10 protein-coding genes are annotated in these 20,570 nt (G+C 42.5%); 5 read left to right on the forward strand and 5 right to left on the reverse strand.

Annotation, left to right across the window (positions count from 1 at the left end; all coding sequences use genetic code 11):
• The first annotated feature begins 224 nt into the window (after positions 1 to 224).
• Both I5907_RS10370 and I5907_RS10375 read left to right on the forward strand, forming a co-directional pair.
• Entirely contained in the window at positions 225 to 6,323 is a 6,099-nt protein-coding gene (locus I5907_RS10370) for an alpha-2-macroglobulin family protein (protein ID WP_196990641.1), read from the forward strand.
• A 161-nt stretch (positions 6,324 to 6,484) separates the two neighbouring features.
• A complete protein-coding gene (locus I5907_RS10375; protein ID WP_196990642.1) occupies positions 6,485 to 7,543 on the forward strand; it encodes an NAD(P)/FAD-dependent oxidoreductase in 1,059 nt (352 codons plus the stop codon).
• A gap of 189 nt (positions 7,544 to 7,732) precedes the next feature.
• On the opposite strand, the gene I5907_RS10380 is transcribed toward I5907_RS10375, so the two are convergent.
• Complete coding sequence (locus I5907_RS10380; protein ID WP_196990643.1) at positions 7,733 to 8,728, reverse strand: M4 family metallopeptidase; 996 nt, start codon at positions 8,726 to 8,728, stop codon at positions 7,733 to 7,735.
• 236 nt (positions 8,729 to 8,964) lie between these two features.
• Between I5907_RS10380 and I5907_RS10385 the strand changes: the two genes are divergently transcribed.
• Positions 8,965 to 10,140 (forward strand): class I SAM-dependent rRNA methyltransferase, encoded by a 1,176-nt coding sequence (locus I5907_RS10385; protein WP_196990644.1) that lies wholly within the window; start codon positions 8,965 to 8,967, stop codon positions 10,138 to 10,140.
• 3 nt (positions 10,141 to 10,143) lie between these two features.
• On the opposite strand, the gene I5907_RS10390 is transcribed toward I5907_RS10385, so the two are convergent.
• Together I5907_RS10390 and rpsT are read right to left on the reverse strand one after the other, a co-directional pair.
• Positions 10,144 to 10,779 (reverse strand): LysE family translocator, encoded by a 636-nt coding sequence (locus I5907_RS10390; protein WP_196990645.1) that lies wholly within the window; start codon positions 10,777 to 10,779, stop codon positions 10,144 to 10,146.
• 370 nt (positions 10,780 to 11,149) lie between these two features.
• Complete coding sequence (gene rpsT / locus I5907_RS10395; RefSeq protein WP_196990646.1) at positions 11,150 to 11,407, reverse strand: 30S ribosomal protein S20; 258 nt, start codon at positions 11,405 to 11,407, stop codon at positions 11,150 to 11,152.
• 186 nt (positions 11,408 to 11,593) lie between these two features.
• On the opposite strand from rpsT, the gene I5907_RS10400 reads away from it, so the two are divergent.
• Complete coding sequence (locus I5907_RS10400; protein WP_196990647.1) at positions 11,594 to 14,341, forward strand: 2-oxoglutarate dehydrogenase E1 component; 2,748 nt, start codon at positions 11,594 to 11,596, stop codon at positions 14,339 to 14,341.
• 221 nt (positions 14,342 to 14,562) lie between these two features.
• On the opposite strand, the gene I5907_RS10405 is transcribed toward I5907_RS10400, so the two are convergent.
• Positions 14,563 to 15,240, reverse strand: a complete 678-nt coding sequence (locus I5907_RS10405) for an outer membrane beta-barrel protein (protein ID WP_196990648.1) — start codon at positions 15,238 to 15,240, stop codon at positions 14,563 to 14,565.
• A gap of 260 nt (positions 15,241 to 15,500) precedes the next feature.
• Between I5907_RS10405 and rpoB the strand changes: the two genes are divergently transcribed.
• Complete coding sequence (gene rpoB / locus I5907_RS10410; RefSeq protein WP_196990649.1) at positions 15,501 to 19,304, forward strand: DNA-directed RNA polymerase subunit beta; 3,804 nt, start codon at positions 15,501 to 15,503, stop codon at positions 19,302 to 19,304.
• Between the two features lie 324 nt (positions 19,305 to 19,628).
• Here the strand turns inward: rpoB and I5907_RS10415 are convergent, their stop codons facing one another.
• On the reverse strand, positions 19,629 to 20,564 hold the full coding sequence (locus tag I5907_RS10415) for a DUF72 domain-containing protein (protein ID WP_196990650.1): 936 nt from the start codon (positions 20,562 to 20,564) through the stop codon (positions 19,629 to 19,631).
• Between the last annotated feature and the right edge of the window lie 6 nt (positions 20,565 to 20,570).

The raw sequence follows: 20,570 nt of genomic DNA on the forward strand, positions 1-20,570 counted from the left end.
GATACACATAACTCATCTTACAATCTTATGCAAAGGATGGCTGGCATGCAGTATCGTTGTTGCCAGTGGTTTTGCAGTACAAGAGTGCGACGCAACGAAAGCACAATGCTTATTCTATAGCCAGGTGCCGGCAATAACTTTATCGCATCTTTAGCGGTTTATGTAATTCTTTCGCAGTTGCATCTGTAGTAATATCAGTTAATTTGTACTACTAACATGGTTTTATGAAAAGAATCTGCTTACTCATCATATTTTCAATTGCAGCGATCATGACAAATGCACAAAGCAAAGACGATTATACCAGGAAATGGAACGCGATCGATTCATTGATAACGGTGAAAGGGCTGCCAAAAACTGCCCTGGAGAAAGTACGGATGCTTTACAAAGATGCAAAGGATAAGAATAACAGCGCTCATTTGATAAAATCGTTGGTGTATATGACTGAACTGCAAAAACAGTTAAGCGATCAGCAGGTATTTGATGCAGTAACGCTGCGAAAAGAAATTACTGACGCAAAAGATCCAGTACAGAGAAGTGTGTTACAATTGTTGCTGGCACATCAATACACAGCATATTACGAAGAGCATGTATGGCAGTTGCGCAGCAGGAGTAAAACAGCCGGTTATAAAAAAGATGATATTGAAACCTGGAATGCAGATGATTTTCGTACAACCATTACAACATTGTATGAAGCAGCCCTGGAGCCTGTAAAAGCCCTGCAGCAAACATCAGTAAGTGTATATGATCCTGTAATCATTAAAGGCAATGTTCGTGGCTTGAGACCCACATTATACGATCTTGTTGCACACCAGGCGATCGACTATTTCAAGAACGATAACAATTACATTACCAGGCCTGCATTCGCTTTTGAAATTGATGATGCAGGAGCACTCTTGCCTGCTGATGCATTTATGCAGCACACATTCAGCAGCGATGACTCAACAGCGAATATGCTAAGAGCATTGCAACTGTTTCAGCAGTTGATGAAGTTTCACCGTGGAGACAAAGACCCATCGGCTTTTATTGATGTAAACATTGAGCGCATTACCTGGGTAAACGATAAAGCGATCGTGGAAGGTAAAGAGACACTGTATAAAAAAGCATTGGAAGATATTACAACAGCGCATCCCGGTAACCATGCAGCAGCGCAGGCCTGGTACTTAATTGCACGATTGTATGCTGATAGCGCCGCTACGTATAAGCCATTTGAAGATACAGTGCACAGGTTTGACTACGAGACCGCCAAAAAGATTATTGATGCAAGACTGTCTGCTGATACCACTGAAAGTGAAGGCCGAAGTAATATGCAGGAATTGCTGCACGAAATTACCGGTGTAGAATTATCATCCAAGGTTGAAAAAATCAACGTGCCGGAACAGCCTTTCAGAATGTTGGTGCGCTACCGGAATGCGGACAAAATATTTATAAGGATACTTAATGCTGATGCAATTGCAAAGCTGGAAAGATGGGACGAAAAATTCTGGCAAAAGGCAGGCAGGTTATCTTTTATCAAAACCTATGTACAGCCGCTGCCTCAGCCAAATGATTACCAGCAGCACACGGTAGAAATAAAAATAGATGCATTAAAGCCTGGTAGTTATGCAATACTGGCTTCGGAAGGCAGTGGTTTTGATGCATCAACAGACAAAATGATACTGCAGCATTTCGATGTATCCAACATAAGCTATGTGCAAAATGGGAATGACTATTTCGTACTGCACAGGGAAACCGGTGCGGCACTTGCAAAGACAGAAGTAAGGTTAAGCTATGAGTTGTATGACAATAAAAAGGGTAAATATGTTCCATCAGTGCCAGTGAGATTAGCGGTAGATAAAAACGGTATGTTCACACTGCCGGTAGTAAAACAAAACGCCAGCCGGCAAATTCTATATTTTACATATGGCGATGACCAGTTGCAAACAAGGACTGAACCTTATTATGAACCATTGTACAGCACGAATGATCTGAACGTGGTAAACGGAGAGGATGACAACGCAACGGTCTATTTTTTTACTGACAGAAGTATTTACAGGCCCTTACAAAAAGTATATTTTAAGGGTATCAGTATTACCAGGGATAAAACAAAGCGTGAGCCAGGTATTGCAAAGGCCGGGAAGCAATTCACTGTGTTTTTAAATGATGTAAATGGAAAACAGGTAGATTCGGCTAATCTTGCTTCAAATGAGTATGGCTCGTTTTCCGGTTCTTTCATCATACCGCAAAACGTATTGACGGGAAATTTTTCGATTGCAGCAAAGCATTGCCAGGGAGTGGCTAATATTAGCGTAGAAGAGTATAAACGACCCAGGTTTTATGTTGAATTCGACACGCTGAATACCGCTTATAAGCTGAATGATACCATTACTATTACAGGCTATGCAAAAGGTTATGCAGGTAACGCTTTGGATAATGCGGTGGTAACATTCAATGTACAGCGTAACACGCGTTTTCTTTACCCGTGGATGTTTTGGCGTACAAGCTGGCAGCGGGACAATAAACAGCAAATAAAAAATGGCAGTATAAAAACCGATGCAGCAGGAAAGTTTGAATTCAGCTTTATAGCTACACCTGACAAGCGGGTTGACAAGTCAACTGCACCTGTTTTTGATTTTTCTGTAGAAGCTGCAGTTACTGATCAAAGTGGCGAAACAAGAAATGGTACTACAAGGATAAGTGTTGGGTACACAGCTGTACAACTGATTATTGAAGCGCCCGAAGAAGCAGATCTCAATGCATTTAAAACAATCGTGGTTAGTGCAAAAAATCTGGCAGGTAAAAAGGTACCTGCAAAGGTCGAGGTAAACATAGCCCCTTTGGTTGCGCCTGGTAAGGTGTACCGGGAAAGGTTGTGGGAGCAACCTGATCAGCACGTTATTAGCAGGCAGGAATATGAAGCAACCTTTCCTTTTGACTTGTATGAGCGGGAGAACGACCCGCAATCATGGCAAAAAACCGGGACTGTTTTTGAAGCTGTAATCAATACGAGCGATAGTACAGTGTTGAATATAGAAACAGGTAAGTTTAAAGAAGGATGGTATGTTGTTGAAGCTACAACCGCAGATGATAAAGGTTTTGTTGTTAAAGACCTTAAATATGTGCAGTTGTATAACGGTGCTTCTGCAGGGCTGCCTTCTGCACAACCCAACTGGCAGGCAGTACCAGAAAATGTTGTGCAGCCGGAAGGTGTAGCCAGGTTATTGGTGGGATCTTCTTATGATGCTGTCAACCTGGTGCTATATACGAGCAAGGTATTACCCGGTAACAGAGACACAGGTGTTTATACTTTGCATCCGATCGATAACAAAAAGCAGTTGTTCACTTATACTGCAAAAGAAGAAGATCGTAACGGCGCAGGATTATGGTACGTATTTGTAAAACACAATCGTTTCTATACAGGCGGTACAGGTATACAGGTGCCTTATTTGTATAAAGATCTGCAGGTTGATTATACTACATACCGCAATAAAACAGAGCCGGGTAGTAAAGAAGTATGGACAGTGACCGTAAAGGGTAAGGGCAAAGAAAGTGTATCGGCTGAACTTTTAACAGCAATGTATGACGCATCGCTTGATCAGTTTAAACCACATAGCTGGAATGTGCCGGCCATATGGCAGAATGGCTATAGTTACAATACATGGCAGGCAGGACAAGATTTCGACATACTTAGTAGTGAAGAAAATTATTTTGAAACATCTGCGGAAGAATTTGCAAAAGTATATGACCAGTTAAAGTTAGCTATATACAATGGTGCTGATGGTATTTCACGTGTTATGAGCAGTTCCGGCATGAAAGAGACCAGAATGGGCGCAGCACCACAAATTAAGATGGATAAATTTACTGCTCCAAAAATTGTCAGCGATGAACAAGTAGCCACACCAGATTCCTCAGTGGCAGAAGGTGTAACTGCAGCGTCTCCAAACAAACCGCAAAATCCGCCATCTGTGCTGCCGCGAAAGAACTTTAATGAGACCGCTTTTTTCCTTCCTCAGTTACATACCGACTCATCGGGTAATTTCTCATTTAGTTTTACTATACCTGAAGCGTTAACAGAATGGAAGTGGTTAAGCTTCGCCCATACCACAGAGCTTGCATTCGGAATGCAGCAGGCAAAAGTTATTACACAAAAAAAACTGATGGTTCAGCCAAACCTGCCACGCTTTTTAAGACAGGGGGATCAATTAGAACTTACTGCAAAGATCAGTAACCTTATAGATACAGCTTTAACCGGTGTTGCTTCCTTACAATTAGCAGATGCCATCACCGGCCAGCCTATAGATGGATTATTACAAAGTGTTTTTCCCGATCAGTATTTTACTGCAGAAGCCAAACAAAGTACCGTGGTAAGGTTCCCTGTTGTTATACCATACAACTATAACAACCCGATCACAATAACGATTAATGCAAAAGCTGGCAATTACACAGACGGCGAGGAGCAATCATTACCGGTGGTTTCGAACAGGATGCTTGTAACAGAAACCCTGCCTTTATACATGAAGGGAGAAGGTACTAAAGAATTTACGTTTAGTAAGCTCCTTGCCAATGCATCTCCAACGCTCACCAATGAAAGCATTACGGTAGAATATACACCACAACCGCTTTGGTATGCGGTGCAGGCCCTGCCATTTGTAATGGAGTACCCTTATGAATGTGCCGAGCAAACATTTAACCGCTTTTACGCAAATGCACTTGCTTTTTACATTATCAACAGGCACCCGGGTATAAAAGAAGTTTTAGAGCAGTGGAAACAAGACACAACAGCATTTGCCGGTAATCTCGAAAAGAACCCGGAATTAAAACAAATACTGTTGGCAGAAACGCCATGGGTGTTAGATGCACAAAACGAAGCTCAGCAACGAAAAAACATCGCATTACTTTTCGATGTGGCAAATATGAGTAGCGGCATCAGCAGGTCTTTACAACAACTACAGCAAATGCAGCTGAGTAATGGCGCGTTCCCGTGGTTCAAAGGCGGGTACGAAGACAGGTATATTACACAGTACATCTTAACGGGTATTGGCAAACTCAGGAAGCTGGGAGCACTTAATAATGTAGATGCATCATTGCTGGCAGGCATAGAGTCAGGAGCATTGCAGTTTGCAGACCGCGCCATACAACAGGATATGAAACGCATCAGGAAAGCTGACCTTTCTAAAAACAACCTGGGCAGTATACAGATTCAATATCTATACATGCGTAGTTTTTTTGCAGGTGATAATATTGGTACCAAACCTTCCGCAGAAGGAAAATATTACATGCAGCAGGCTATGCAATACTGGAACCAGCAAAGTATTTACTTCAAGGCCATGATAGCAGCAGCAATGCTTGGAAATAAAGAGCAAGCCTTTGCCGAAAAGAACATCATTCCATCAATATTTGAGAGTGCAGTTACAGATGACGCAAAAGGCATGTACTGGAGAAACAACAAATGGGGTTATTACTGGTACCAGTCGCCGGTAGAACAACAGGCACTGATCATTGAAATGATGCATGAAATTGCGCAGCAAAATAGCGACCACAATATAAAACAGCGCATCAGCGATATGCAGACATGGTTGTTGCTAAACAAGCAAACCAACAACTGGCAAACCACCAAAGCCACAGCAGATGCATTTTATGCATTGTTGATAGCCGGCAATGGCTTAAGCGATCAGCCACTTGCAATAACCATAAATTTGGGTGATCATACGATCAGCTCTGTTGAAAAACAACAACAGGCCGGCACCGGCTATCTCAAAGAACGTATTGAAGCAAAAGACGTGGTGCCGTCCATGGGTAATGTCTCTGTAGCAGTGTCGAACCCGGTTGGTAAAAGTGCATCGTACCCGCCATCATGGGGTGCGGTTTACTGGCAATATTTTGAAGATTTCGATAAAATAACGCCTGCGCAGACGCCACTTTCACTAAGTAAAAAATTGTTCATCGAAAAAAATTCAGCAACTGGAAAAGTATTAACACCTGTTGCCGAAAATGCTACCCTGCATGTGGGTGATAAAGTGGTGATGCAGGTAATACTCAAAAGCGATCGTGATATGGAATACCTGCACCTCAAAGATATGCGCGCCGCAGCAATGGAACCCGTAAATGTATTAAGCGCGTATAAATGGCAGGATGGACTTGGTTATTATGAAAGCACAAAAGATATTGCCACAGATTTCTTTATCGGTTTTTTACCCGAAGGAACCTATGTGTTTGAATATCCTGTATACATCACACATACCGGAAATTTTTCAGCAGGCGTTGCCAATATTCAATGTATGTACGCGCCGGAATTTTCCGCCCATAGCGAAGGTGTGCGGATTAATGTGGCAGAGAAAGAAGAGTAATTTTTTGGGCCGGGCTAAAGAATATGCATCAGGCTGTTGTTGCGTCGCACTCTTGTACTGTATCGCTTTTTGCAGCACGCAGTAGGCAGTCAGGTGGTGTTTTTGCAGCCAGCAGATGCAGTGTTGTTACCAAATCATTCCAGCTAAATTATATTCGCCGCATGAAAGTGGATTACATTATAGCAGGCCAGGGTATTTGTGGTACCATGCTTTCTTATTACTTACAAAAGGCTGGCAAACAGGTGTTGGTTATAGACGAGTCGCAACCTTTTACTGCCAGCAGGGTGGCCAGTGGTGTTATCAATCCTGTAACCGGCAGGCGTGTTGTTACTACATGGATGATCGAAACACTGCTGCCTTTTTGTTTTGATGCGTATACCGAAATTGGTAACGCTATTAATGAATCGCTCATTTTTAAGAAGAACACCATTACATTCTCTCCGTCGCTGCAAATGGACGAAACGTATCGGAAACGTATGCAGGAAACCGGCTCATACATACAGGAACTTCCCGATGCGGTGATATGGAAAGACTACTTTAACAGCCTCTTTGGTTGTTACCTTATTGCGCCAACATATCTTGTAAACCTTCACCCGTTACTAAAAGGCTGGCGAAAAAAATTACAACACCAGCAGTGTCTTTTGGAAGAAATATTTATAGAAGAGGCGCTTTCTTTTGCAGGCAATACGGTCAGTTATAATGGTATTACTGCAGATAAGATCATTTTTTGTAGCGGCATTACATCATTTGAAAGTGCGTATTGGAATAAGCTGCCTTTTGTCTGCAACAAAGGCCAGGCGCTCATCCTGGATATTCCTGGTCTATCTCACATTAACATGTATAAATATGGTGCTTTATCACTGGTGCCATGGTATGATGGTTTATGGTGGGCAGGCAGCAGTTACGAAAATGAATTTCAAACGGCAGAACCAACTGCGGTTTTCCGGGAACAGCTAACAACACAACTGCAGCATGTTTTGCGTATACCTTTTTCTGTACTGGATCATGTTGCTGCTGTAAGGCCAGCTACCTTGGAGCGCAGGCCATTTGTTGGTTTGCATCCGTCTGATAGCCGTATTGGTATTTTTAATGGTATGGGTACAAAAGGCTGTTCGCTGGCGCCATATTTTGCAAAGCAATTTGCAAACCAGTTGGTACATGGTCATCTATTGGAACCGCTTGCTGATGTAAAACGCTTCAGCAGGGTACTGGCATTATAGTAACAGGTGTAAAATATGTTGTACATATTCTAAAGCACTTCTATAAAACGGATCGCCCGGGCTGCCATGAAAAACCGGAAGTACAAGTGAGTGACACAACAGGCGATGCCCAAAGTTCTTCTGCCGGCTACATAATAAAACATAGGGCCGCCTAGAAAGGCAGCCCGAGTTATCAAAAGAAAAACCGAATCAATGTTTAACAGGGAAATTCCCTGAATGCACATTATCAACCTTTAAAACATACGTGCCATCAGCCAATGATGGCAGATTGATTTGTAAACGGTTGTTTCCTTGCACTGTCTTTATATCATTCGTATAAATTATTTTATCGTTTGGGTCGCACACAGTTATATTTCTTATAGCTGGTTTTTTATCGGAAAGTTCTACGGTTAACTGGTTGGTTGCTGCATTCACTTCAATGTGTGTGGCTATAACGGTGTACGCATTGGTGATGTCTGCATCTGCAGGTATTTCATACAGCGAAGAAGTTTTTTGTTTCAAGGCAGCACTGTCAACACCAACAGCGTTCCATGCATTTATTGTTTGCAATACTTCATCTGATATTTTACCAAACAGGTCCTGTGCGGCCATAATCGAAAATGTTCTTGCTTCATTATAACCGGATGCAGGCTGCATATAGTATTGAAGGGTTCTGTAAGCAATAGCCTCTGCTTTTGCGTGGCCAATAGCTGTAACATCATACTTTGCTGCTTTATCATTGGTGCCTTTACCGCCGTTTGAAAGCAGGTAGAACCAGAAGTTAAGCACGCTGCTGTTGGTATGTACGCCGCCATTATCTTTTACACCCGTATACCAATAAATGCCTTTATAAGTATCTGGTTGGTTATTTGCATTAGGGTTGCTGCCGGCAACGCTTTCAAAAATATTATTGAAGCCTTCGCTCAGTGCCCCCGGTTCGTTGTTGTAAATAAATCTTGCTGTAAGTTTCGTGTAATGCTCTCTGGCAGGTGTAAAAGTGTTGTCTGGGTTTGTGGTATAAGGTGTATTGCTGTTGGTTTCTGTATGGTCTGTAAATAAAACGTTTTGGCCAATATTATTTTTTGCGTATTCAGTTATGGAAGTGTTTGAAACAGTTTCGTTGATAAACGAATGCAGGTTTTGTTGTGCGTATGAAAATTGACAGCAGGATATGATACATATTCCTGGCAGGAACAATTTAGTCATGGATATTGGTTTTTTTAAGTAGCTAATGTTTTGCGACATCTGCTTGCTACAAAAAAACGAATTAAGTTGTCTTTTGATTTTAGCGACGTTTACATTTAATGAGCTTTTAATAATTGTTTTTCAACCTGTTAAAAAATAAATATATGAATTAAGCTTAATGTAAGCTGTGTTGTTGCATTGGATTACAATGGGTATTGCTTTTCATCATTTATTGCCGCATCGGTTATCTTTGCCGCATGTCAAAAGTGATTCTTAAGAAGAAGATAGCACAACGCATAGCGAACGGCCATCCATGGATTTTTTCGAATGAAATAGATAAGACAGAAGGTGCGTTTGATGCCGGTGGAATTGCAGACGTTTATTTTCATGACGGAAAATTTGCAGGTCGCGGCTATGTTAATCCGCAATCGCAGATTACTGTAAGACTTTTAACCCGCAAAAAAGAGGAGATCAACGATCAATTCTTTCACAGGCGAATAAGCGAAGCATGGGAATACAGGAAAAAGATTGGCTACACAGAAAATTGCCGGCTCATTTTTGGCGAAGCAGACGAAATGCCGGCGCTAATCATTGATAAATTCAATGACTACTTTGTTATACAAACCATGGCGCTCGGTATAGATGTGTGGAAGCCGGCGATCATCAAAGCATTGGAAGATATCTTTTCCCCCAAAGGCATTTATGAAAGAAATGATGTGCCTGTGCGTGAACTGGAAGGGTTGAAACAGCAAAAAGGTTTTTTATCTGCTCCTTTCGATACCAGTATTGTTATTACCGAAAACGGGTTGAAATTTCATGTAGATATAGAAAACGGCCAGAAAACCGGCTACTTTTTAGATCAGCGGGATAATCGCAGGCAGATACAACATATTGTAAAAGGGGCTGACGTTTTAGGAGCATTTACATATACCGGCACCTTTGAGATTCATGCTGCGCATTACGGTGCCAGGAGTGTTTACGGAATCGATATCTCAGAAAATGCGGTAGCGCAGGCTAATAAAAATGCTCAACTAAACGGGCTGGAGCATGTCTGTAAATTTGAAGCAGTAAATGCCTTTGATGCGCTTAAAACATGGGCCAGAGAAGGCAGGCAGTACGATGTGGTTATGCTCGATCCGCCGGCATTCACCAAGAGCCGCGAAACCATTCAGAAAGCCATAACAGGCTATAAAGAAATTAACCTGCGTGGTATGAAGCTGATAAAAAACGGGGGCTTTCTGGTAACCTCAAGTTGTACCAACCTTGTGCAGCCGGAACTATTTCTGCAGATCATAGATATGGCAGCCAAAGATGCAAGGAAAAAAATAAAGCAGGTAACCTTTCGTGCACAGGCCAGCGATCATCCCATTGTATGGGGTATGGAAAATACCAATTATCTTAAATTCCTGGTAGTTGAAGTAACCAATAAATAAATGCTACACAAACTTGCCCCATAACATGCGGTAAAGCTGCGCCAGTGCTGCAATAACGAAGATTGCACCCATTATACTGTTTAACGTTTTGGTACTTGTGTTCATCTTTGTTATCAGCCAGTTGCCACCATACATATATAATGCGAGGCCGCTTATTGTACCGGTGCCGCACCCTGCGGTAAAAATATTAAACTCGGTAAAGTTTGTGGACAATACCTTGTTGTCAATCAGGTAAGAACTCCAGATAAACCAGAATGGTACCTGGGCCGGGTTCAAAGCACTCATACTCAGGCCAAGAAAGAAACGATTAAGCTTGTTGTTTAACAAAAGCGCTTTCTTTTCTGCGTGCTGTTTTCTTGCGCTTATAAAACTGATGACGCCCAATACCAGGAAAACTGCCACCGTAAGCCACCCAAGCACCTCAAACAGAAGCTTATGCTGTATTATCCAGTTTACGCCATAAAGTGTGAGCCGCAGGTATATGATCTCAACGATTGCAACACCAATCGCGTATAACCAGGCATTTTTAAAATTTTCCTGTACTGCAATCTGTGTAGAGGTAATGCTCATGGTGCCAAGGGGAAGTTGTCCTAAAAAACTCACCAGCCAGCCAACCCAGAAAATAATAAAATAATGCATGCGCTTCCTTTGATGTGCAATGATAATTAAACCTCAGTGTTATTTAATTGATGAACCCGCCTTTTGAATAAGAATTTAGCTATGGTTGCGTCGCACTCTTGTACTGCAAAGCCCTGTGCAGCAACACTACTGCATACCGGCCGCCGTATATAAGTTAAAGCCGTTAAACCGTAAACTTTTTTGTTAATGGTCAACAATTGGTCACAGCATTTTCAATTGTCTTTGCAGGCGCATTTTTTTTTGTAGCTGCCCGATTGTATTTGAATGTGCACTAAAACCAGTCGTGCCTTCAAAGCGATGGTTTAGTGCAAATAAAAAAAGCCGTGTTATGAATAACACAGCTTAAATTATAATTCAACAACTAATTTAATTAAGCTTTTGGTAAAGCAGCTTTTTTAGAAAGCTTGCTTTTCAGATTGTTGGCTTTATTTTTATGAATGATACCCCTTTTAGCGAGTTTGTCAATCATAGAGATTACATTAGGAAGCTCATCGGTATAAGCTTTCTCTTCTTTCACCTCTTTCAGATCACGAATAGCGTTACGGGTAGTTTTACCGTAGTAGCGATTTCTGTCTCTGCGTTTCGCTGCCTGGCGTGTATCTTTCTTTGTAGCTTTATGATTTGCCATTTTTATTTTTTTCGGACGGCAAAGGTATGTATATCCATTAAAAAAAGAAAAAAAATTGCTGGGAAATCCTAAAATTTTACTCCCGGGCAATCCGTTTTTGCAAATGTCAAATTTTAATACGGCAATTGCAATATGGTCTCAATAAGCGATATTTGCATCCGCCATATCTTTTTAAAAGCACTGAAGATGAAAGATTTTTCCTATATCACTAGCTCACATCCCGCATTTGTTGAAAGTTTATACAATGATTTTTCCAAAAACCCTGAAAGTGTAGACCCAGAACTACGTAAGTTTTTCGAAGGTTTCGACTTTGCTGTAAGCAGTGTTGCCGTCAATGGTAATGGCGCTTCAGCACCTTCCACTGCTACACCATCTGAAAATGTAGACTGGATGAGGGAAATCCGGGTGTACAGGATGATTCTCGGATACAGGAACAAGGGGCACCTCATTGCAAAAACAAACCCCATCAGGGAAAGAAAAGATCGCGGTGCTAACCTGAATCTTGGCTTTTTTGGCTTTTCCGAAGCTGATCTTGATAAAGAATTTTATGCCGGCCAGTTGGTAGGTTTGGGAAAAACTACCCTTAAAAATATCATCGACTACCTCAAAAAAGCCTATGCAACCCATGTAGGTGTTGAATTCAAATACATCAGCGAGCAGGAAAGGGTAGACTGGTTATACAACGAAATGGAGAAAAAATTCAATGATCCATTGCCGCTTGAAAAAAGGAAACGTATCCTTGAAAAACTGAACCAGGGCGTTATGTTTGAAAAATTCCTCCATACCAAATATATCGGTCAGAAAAGATTTTCACTGGAAGGTGGAGAAACAACTATTGCAGCACTTGATGCCATTATCAACACTGCCGCAGACCACGATGTACAGGAGGTGGTTATTGGAATGGCCCACCGCGGAAGACTGAATGTACTTGCAAACATTATGGGTAAAACCTATGAGCAGATCTTCAGCGAATTTGAAGGCACCGCCAAACTCGACCAGACCATGGGTAGCGGAGACGTAAAATACCACATGGGATATGGTAGCGAGGTAACGACGACCGGCAATAAAACAATTCACTTAAAACTAATGCCCAATCCTTCGCACCTCGAAGCGGTTGATCCTGTTGTGGTGGGTTTTGCAAGAGCAAAGGCAGATGTAATGTACGCCAGCGATTTCGATAAAATACTTCCCATACTCATACACGGAGATGCTTCTATTGCAGGCCAGGGAATAGTTTACGAGGTGTTGCAGATGAGCGATCTGAAAGGCTACCATACCGGTGGCACCATACACTTTGTAATCAATAACCAGATTGGTTTTACTACAGATTTTGATGATGCCCGCAGTTCTGATTATTGTACCTCGCTTGCTGGTGCCATACAGGCGCCGGTTATGCATGTAAACGGAGACGACGCAGAATCCGTTGTTAAATGCGTGGAGATTGCTACCCGTTACCGCCAGCAGTTTAATGCAGATATCTTCATCGATATGGTTTGCTATCGTAAACATGGCCACAATGAAGGCGATGATCCGAAGTTTACGCAGCCACATTTGTATGCATTGATCGACAAACACCAGAACCCAAGAGAAATTTACACCAGTTACCTGCTTGACAATGGCGAAGCTGATGCAAAAGATCTTGCCAAAGAGATGGAAAAGAAATTCTGGGCAGATCTGCAGGAACGCCTCGATGAAATAAAGCAAAACCCGCTTCCTTATAACTACCAGCAACCGGAATTGTGGTGGAAAAGCCTTAGAAAAGCAACTTCAGAAGATTTTGTACAATCTCCCAATACTGCAATAAGCGAAGAAAATTTTAAAAAGCTATTCGATGCATTGATGGTATGGCCAGGTGATTTCACACCATTGAAAAAGGTCGAAAAAATTATACAGGATAAAATAAAGCTTTTCCAGGGCGAAAATAAAGTTGACTGGGCAACCGGCGAATTGTTGGGTTATGCAAGTGTATTGCTTGACGGCAATGATGTGCGCATGAGCGGCCAGGATGTTAAGAGAGGAACTTTCTCTCATCGCCACGCGGTGCTGAGAGATGAAAATACTGACAAAGAATACAGCAGGTTAAGCAGGATTGAAGGTGCCAAAGGTCAGTTCAGAATTTATAACTCCTTACTGAGCGAGTATGGTGTATTGGGTTTTGAATATGGCTATGCTATGGCAAACCCACATGCTTTGGTACTTTGGGAGGCGCAGTTTGGCGATTTCAGCAACGGCGCGCAAACCATGATAGACCAGTTCATAAGCGCAGGCGAACAGAAATGGAACAGGATGAATGGCGTTGTTATGTTGTTACCACATGGCTACGAAGGGCAGGGCCCGGAACATAGCAGTGCACGTTTGGAACGCTACCTGCAGGCTTGTGCTGAGAACAACATGATTATTACTAATATTACTACGGCGGCAAACTTTTTCCATGCATTAAGACGACAGGTGGCATGGCCTTTCAGAAAACCGCTGATCAATTTTGCGCCAAAGGCAAACCTGAGGCATCCCGGCAGTTACAGCCATATCAGCGAGTTTACAACCGGTGGTTTCAGGGAAGTCATAGACGACGAAGCTGCAAATGCTAATGAGGTAAAGAAAGTGTTGTTCTGCTCCGGTAAATTGTATTTTGACCTTGCTGAGAGAAAACAAAAAGAGGGTAGGAGCGATATTGCACTGGTACGCCTGGAACAGATTTATCCACTGCCGTTGAAACAACTGGAAGATTTATATAAGAAATACAATAAGGCCGTTTGGTTTTGGGTGCAGGAAGAACCGTTGAATATGGGTGCGGCCTCATTTCTTCAAATGAACTTAAAAAGCCTGAATTATGGTGTAATAAGCCGTAATCCAAGTGCCGCCACAGCTACAGGTTATGCCAAAGTACATAAGCAGGAGCAGGAAGAGATTATTCAAACAGCATTTAGTATATAGCAGCAAAGTTGCAGTTATAACAAAACGTGATCTTCACATTTGTCCAATAAAGGTCTAAACGTTGAAGAGTGCGACGCAACAGGTGCCTCATAGTATTACAAAAGCCCGGCTCATAAAGATCCGGGCTTTTTTATTTTGGTACCAGCTATAGGTTTTCATGGCATCGTCCCTTGCGTCGCATTTCTTTCATCTGCAGACCATGAAGCAGCAGTAAGCGAAGATTAGAACTTAAATGTTAAACCGCCATTGAGTATATACTTTCCGTAACCACCTTCCACGTACAAGCCAGCTCCCTTTGTAATATTAAACCTGGCCCCCAGGGATGCCTGGTAAGCAAGCTGTGTGGGCTTTTCTCCATTGTACACCTTGTTACCTTCTGTATCGGTGTAATCCTGTTGCCAGCTATTTACCCCTATGGCAGTTCTCAGGTAGGGTTCTACTTTACGGTTGTAAGTAGGAAAATAGGTCATCACATTCAGCATGGCACTCCAGTTTTCCAGTTTACCTGTAAAATCGGGAATGTTGGAATTATTGGCGTAATCATAATAAGGAGCTGAAACCTTGCCGTAGGTACCCATTACACCAATGCTCATATTGCGGCTGAACTGGTAATCGATTGCGCCGGTAAAAGGCCCTGTTTGCGTACCGTTTCCCTTTTGTGCATTGTAAAAATCAACAAGTTGCATTTTATCAAGGTTTGGGAAACCATACCCCAGACTGATGTTTAGCGTTGGCTGAAAAGCTGCCTGCGGAATACGCTGAACCGGTCTTTTGGGTGCCGGTGAAACCCTCACCCGCGTTCTTACTCTTGGTCTTCCGTAGTGGTAACGGTATTGCGCCTCCGATTCAAAAGCAACGGCACTGCAGAGCAGGACAATCAGGAAAAGCTGTTTTTTCATAATCAAGTTTGATTTGGGGTGAGATTTTCAATCGTCTGAAAGGTTTAAAATGAATACTGTTAAATTGCCTCCCCGGCCGGAACCGGCATTAAAAATTGTTTTTACAATTCAGCCACTATCATTACCTTTGCCCTCCTTTAATTTAGGGCTAATTAGCAATATTTACTTCGGCTGGCCAGCTGATCCGCGGTAAACTATTCGAAAAGGTTGAGAATCATAGGATTCTTTTTATTGTACAGTAAAACCGGTTAATTACAGATATGTCATCAACTACAATGCAAAGCAGGGTAAGTTTCGGTAAGACCAAACACCTGGCTGAAACTCCTGACCTTTTAGACATTCAGTTAGAATCATTCAGAGACTTCTTCCAGTTAGAAACCACTCCTGACAAACGTAATAACGAGGGCTTGTTTAAAGTATTTAAGGAAAACTTTCCTATTACAGATACCCGCAACATCTTCGTACTGGAGTTTTTGGATTACTTTATCGATCCGCCCCGTTACACTATTGAAGAATGTATGGAGCGTGGTCTTACATATGCTGTACCGCTTAAAGCAAAATTGCGTTTGAGCTGTAATGACGAAGAGCACGTAGATTTCCAGACTATTGTTCAGGATGTATTCCTGGGTAATATTCCCTATATGACACCCCGTGGTACTTTTGTAATCAACGGTGCCGAGCGTGTGGTAGTTTCTCAGTTACACCGCTCACCAGGTGTATTTTTTGGCCAGTCTATTCACCCGAACGGAACAAAGATCTACTCTGCAAGAGTTATTCCGTTTAAAGGTGCCTGGATGGAGTTTGCTACAGACATTAACAATGTAATGTACGCTTACATCGATCGCAAAAAGAAATTCCCTGTAACAACTTTATTGCGTTCTATAGGTTTTGAGACCGATAAACATATCCTGGAGCTTTTCGGAATGGCCACTGAGGTTCCTGCGGATAAAAAATCACTCAAAAACCAACTTGGAAAAAAATTGGCTGCTCGTGTACTCCGTACATGGGTAGAAGATTTCGTGGATGAAGATACCGGTGAAGTAGTAAGTATTGAGCGTAACGAAATCGTGATGGAGCGTGATACCGTTCTGGATGAAGATGCAGTAAATACGATTGGTGAACTGGATATAAAGAGCGTATTCGTACAGCGTGATGACGTGGGTGGAGATTACGCTATTATCTATAACACCTTGAATAAAGATACTTCTAACAGTGAACTGGAAGCGGTGCAGCACATCTATCGTCAATTGCGTGGTGCTGATGCCCCGGATAATGAAACTGCCCGCGGTATTATCGATAAATTATTCTTCAGTGATAAGCGTTACGATCTTGGAGAGGTTGGTCGTTACAAGATCAACCGTAAACTTGGCGTGAACCAAAAGCTTACCAATAAGGTTCTTACAAAAGAAGACATCATTGAGATCATTAAATACCTGGTGCGTTTAACGAATGCCAAGGCTGAAATAGACGACATCGATCACCTGAGCAACCGTCGTGTACGTACAGTGGGCGAGCAGTTGTATGCACAGTTTGGTGTTGGTCTTGCCCGTATGGCGCGTACCATTCGTGAAAGGATGAACGTGCGTGATAACGAGGTGTTTACACCGGTTGACCTGATCAACGCCAGAACATTGTCTTCCGTTATCAACTCATTCTTCGGTACGTCTCAGCTTTCTCAATTCCTCGACCAGACAAACCCATTGTCTGAAATTACACACAAACGTCGTATTTCCGCATTAGGACCCGGCGGTCTGAGCCGTGAAAGAGCAGGCTTTGAGGTTCGTGACGTGCACTATTCTCACTACGGTCGTCTTTGTACAATCGAAACACCGGAAGGTCCGAACATCGGTCTTATCTCTACACTTTGTGTGCATGCGAAGATCAATGATATGGGTTTCATCGAAACACCATATCGTAAGGTTACAGAGGGTAAGGTGAATATGAATCAGCTTACATTCCTGAGTGCGGAAGAAGAAGATACAGCAAAGATTGCACAGTCTAATTCTGTGATAGATGGCCAAGGTAATTTCGTGGAAGACAGGATTGTCAGCCGCGAAACAGGTGATTTTCCTATCCTGGATAAAGCAGAAGTTGAATATATGGACGTTGCGCCTAACCAGATCGTTGGTCTAAGTGCTTCGCTGATTCCATTCTTAGAGCATGATGATGCCAACCGTGCGTTGATGGGATCAAACATGCAGCGCCAGGCAGTTCCTTTGATTCGCCCTGAATCTCCGATTGTGGGTACAGGCCTGGAAGGAAAAGCTGCACGTGATGCGCGTATCCAGATACACGCAGAAGGTGAGGGTGTGGTTGAGTATGTTGATTCAAGAGAAATACATGTACGTTATAACAGGAATGACCAGGATCGCCTGGTAAGCTTTGAGGAAGATCTCCAGATCTACAAACTCACCAAGTTTATCAAAACAAACCAGTCAACCTGTATCATCCTTCGACCTGCTGTAAAGAAAGGACAGAAGGTTGCAAAAGGCGATTTTCTTACCGAAGGTTATGCAACACAAAATGGTGAGCTGGCATTAGGTAGAAACCTGCAGGTTGCGTTCATGCCCTGGAAAGGTTACAACTTCGAAGATGCGATTGTAATCAGCGAGCGCGTTGTTCGTGAAGATCTTTTCACTTCTATACATATTGACGAGTACGAACTCGAAGTTCGCGATACAAAACTTGGTGAAGAAGAACTCACACCAGATATTCCAAACGTATCAGAAGATGCTACCAAAGATCTTGATGAAAATGGTATCATCCGTATTGGTGCCCAGGTTCGTGAAGGTGACATCCTGATTGGAAAAATTACACCAAAAGGAGAAAGTGACCCAACGCCTGAAGAAAAACTGTTGCGTGCCATTTTCGGTGATAAAGCCGGTGATGCGAAAGATGCATCATTGAAGGCACCAAATGGTACAGAAGGCGTAGTGATAGATAAGAAACTTTTCCAGCGTGCGAAAAAAGATAAGAACGCGAAGATTCGCGAAAAAGCACAACTGGAAAAAGTAGAGAAAGTGCATGAGAAGAACGAGGAAGATCTGAAAGAAGTACTGTTAAGCAAACTGCAAACCTTACTCCGCGATAAATCTTCTGCAGGCGTTACCAACAACTTTGGAGAAATGCTGATCGGTAAAACTGCTAAGTTCAATGTAAAGAACCTTGGCGCTATCGATTATCAAAACGTAAATCCATTAGGTTGGACTGGTGATGCTGTAGTTGACGACCAGATCAATACTTTATTACACAACTTCAATATCAAATACAACGAAGAACTTGGCCGCTACAAGAGAGAGAAATTCAACATCTCTATTGGTGATGAGCTGCCTGCAGGTGTATTGAAACTTGCCAAAGTTTACCTCGCTGTAAAACGTAAGTTGAAAGTGGGTGATAAAATGGCCGGCCGCCACGGTAACAAAGGTATTGTTGCAAAAATCGTACGTGCAGAAGACATGCCATTTATGGAAGACGGCACACCGGTTGATATTGTCCTCAACCCACTTGGTGTACCTTCCCGTATGAACCTCGGACAGATCTACGAAACCATTCTCGGCTGGACAGGCAAACGCCTTGGTGTTAAGTTCGCTACGCCAATTTTTGATGGTGCCACTGTTGAAGAGATCGCCCAGTACTGCCAGGATTCAGGCATCCCTTCAATGGGCCACACATTCCTGTACGATGGTGAAACAGGCGAGCGCTTCCACCAGAAAGCCACGGTTGGTGTTATTTACATGATTAAACTACACCACATGGTTGATGATAAGATGCACGCACGTTCTATCGGGCCATACTCTCTTATTACACAACAGCCGCTCGGTGGTAAAGCACAGTTTGGTGGTCAGCGTTTTGGTGAGATGGAGGTTTGGGCACTTGAAGCTTACGGTGCTGCAAATATTCTGCAGGAATTGCTTACACTTAAATCCGATGATATCATTGGTCGTGCAAAGACTTATGAAGCAATCGTTAAAGGTGATAACATTCCAAGAGCAGGTGTACCCGAATCATTCAATGTATTGGTACATGAATTACGTGGCTTGGGTCTCGATCTTAAATTTGAATAAGCAAAACGCTTTACAATATTCAAGGCTGTTCGTAGGAACAGCCTTTTTTTATGTATGTACCCGGCTTCAGCATAAGTATTAAGCTTTTGTTGCGTCGCACTCTTCAACTGTTGAAACAATATGGGGCAACAGCGAAGATCAACGCGTAATGAATGAAGGTTTATGGCAGTTAATATTTTGAATAAGATTGTTGCATTTGAGTTTGTACGGCTTTATACGAACCTATAAAACTGTTACGCTACAGTCGCCATAACAACGGAACCCTGAAGTGAGTGACACAACAGGCGATGCTATGAAAAACAAATGCCGGCTACATAAAACCAATCAAAAAAGGCTTTGCTGTTTCTTAAGTGGCACCTGGTTTTGATCGTTTTTAATAAACACTGGTTTTTGCAGTTGCAGGTTACAGGCAGCATTTAATTTATCTACGAGGTACACGGTTAACTCCGGCGAATAAGTTTCATCGTGCATATGCATAAAGAAATACAATTCTTCCAAACCCTTATCCAGCCAGTATTTCATGCGATCGATCCACATATCGGTTCTTGTATAATCGGAGGGATGCAAACTGTTGCCAACATACCGTATAAACGTTTTTGGAATGGTGAGGTGCATGTGAGCGCAATCGCGTCTGCCGCTTGTATCGGTGATAACCGCACCCATATTCAATGAACGCAGCCTATCGAAGAGTTCTTCCCTTATCGCGTCAACGCTAAACCAGTCAGGGTGTCGTACTTCAAGAAAGAACTGCAGATCGGTTGGCAGCGATGCGAGGTAATCGAACAATTCTGCTTTTCTCTTCGGGCTGAATGAATCGCTCACCTGCACAAAAATTGGCCCAAGGTGGTCTTCGAAGGCAACGATACCGCGAAAGAATTCTGATGTTATAAAATCTTTGCCTTTTAAACTTCCGCGGTGTGTAACGCCCTGGTACATTTTAGGGCAGAAGAGAAAGTCCTTGTCTTTTGCTTTTTCTGCCCACTTTGCTATACCGGCAGCACCATAAATTTTATAATGCGTAGCGTTTAACTCTATGCAATTGTAGTGTTCCACGTAATGCTGCAGGAAATCTTTTTCTTTTGTTTTAAGCGGGTATATTTTCCCAACCCATTCCGGCCGGCCCCATTTGGCACAACCGATATAAACTTTGGGCTTGTGTGCAGTCTTGCCTTTCAGCACGTGTTGATTAGATGCTGGCTCTTCCGGCAAAGTGAAGTCAATATTGTTGAGTAACGATCCATCTACCCGGCCAAATTCCATAGCAAT

Source organism: Panacibacter microcysteis (assembly GCF_015831355.1).
In the GTDB taxonomy this organism is placed as follows: Bacteria; Bacteroidota; Bacteroidia; order Chitinophagales; family Chitinophagaceae; genus Panacibacter; species Panacibacter microcysteis.

Excerpts from the sequence above, each read along its gene's own strand:
- I5907_RS10370 (WP_196990641.1), top strand. The coding sequence starts at position 225 with ATGAAAAGAATCTGCTTACTCATCATATTTTCAATTGCAGCGATCATG.
- I5907_RS10375 (WP_196990642.1), top strand. The coding sequence starts at position 6,485 with ATGAAAGTGGATTACATTATAGCAGGCCAGGGTATTTGTGGTACCATG.
- I5907_RS10380 (WP_196990643.1), bottom strand. The coding sequence starts at position 8,728 with ATGACTAAATTGTTCCTGCCAGGAATATGTATCATATCCTGCTGTCAA.
- I5907_RS10385 (WP_196990644.1), top strand. The coding sequence starts at position 8,965 with ATGTCAAAAGTGATTCTTAAGAAGAAGATAGCACAACGCATAGCGAAC.
- I5907_RS10390 (WP_196990645.1), bottom strand. The coding sequence starts at position 10,779 with ATGCATTATTTTATTATTTTCTGGGTTGGCTGGCTGGTGAGTTTTTTA.
- rpsT (WP_196990646.1), bottom strand. The coding sequence starts at position 11,407 with ATGGCAAATCATAAAGCTACAAAGAAAGATACACGCCAGGCAGCGAAA.
- I5907_RS10400 (WP_196990647.1), top strand. The coding sequence starts at position 11,594 with ATGAAAGATTTTTCCTATATCACTAGCTCACATCCCGCATTTGTTGAA.
- I5907_RS10405 (WP_196990648.1), bottom strand. The coding sequence starts at position 15,240 with ATGAAAAAACAGCTTTTCCTGATTGTCCTGCTCTGCAGTGCCGTTGCT.
- rpoB (WP_196990649.1), top strand. The coding sequence starts at position 15,501 with ATGTCATCAACTACAATGCAAAGCAGGGTAAGTTTCGGTAAGACCAAA.
- I5907_RS10415 (WP_196990650.1), bottom strand. The coding sequence starts at position 20,564 with ATGGAATTTGGCCGGGTAGATGGATCGTTACTCAACAATATTGACTTC.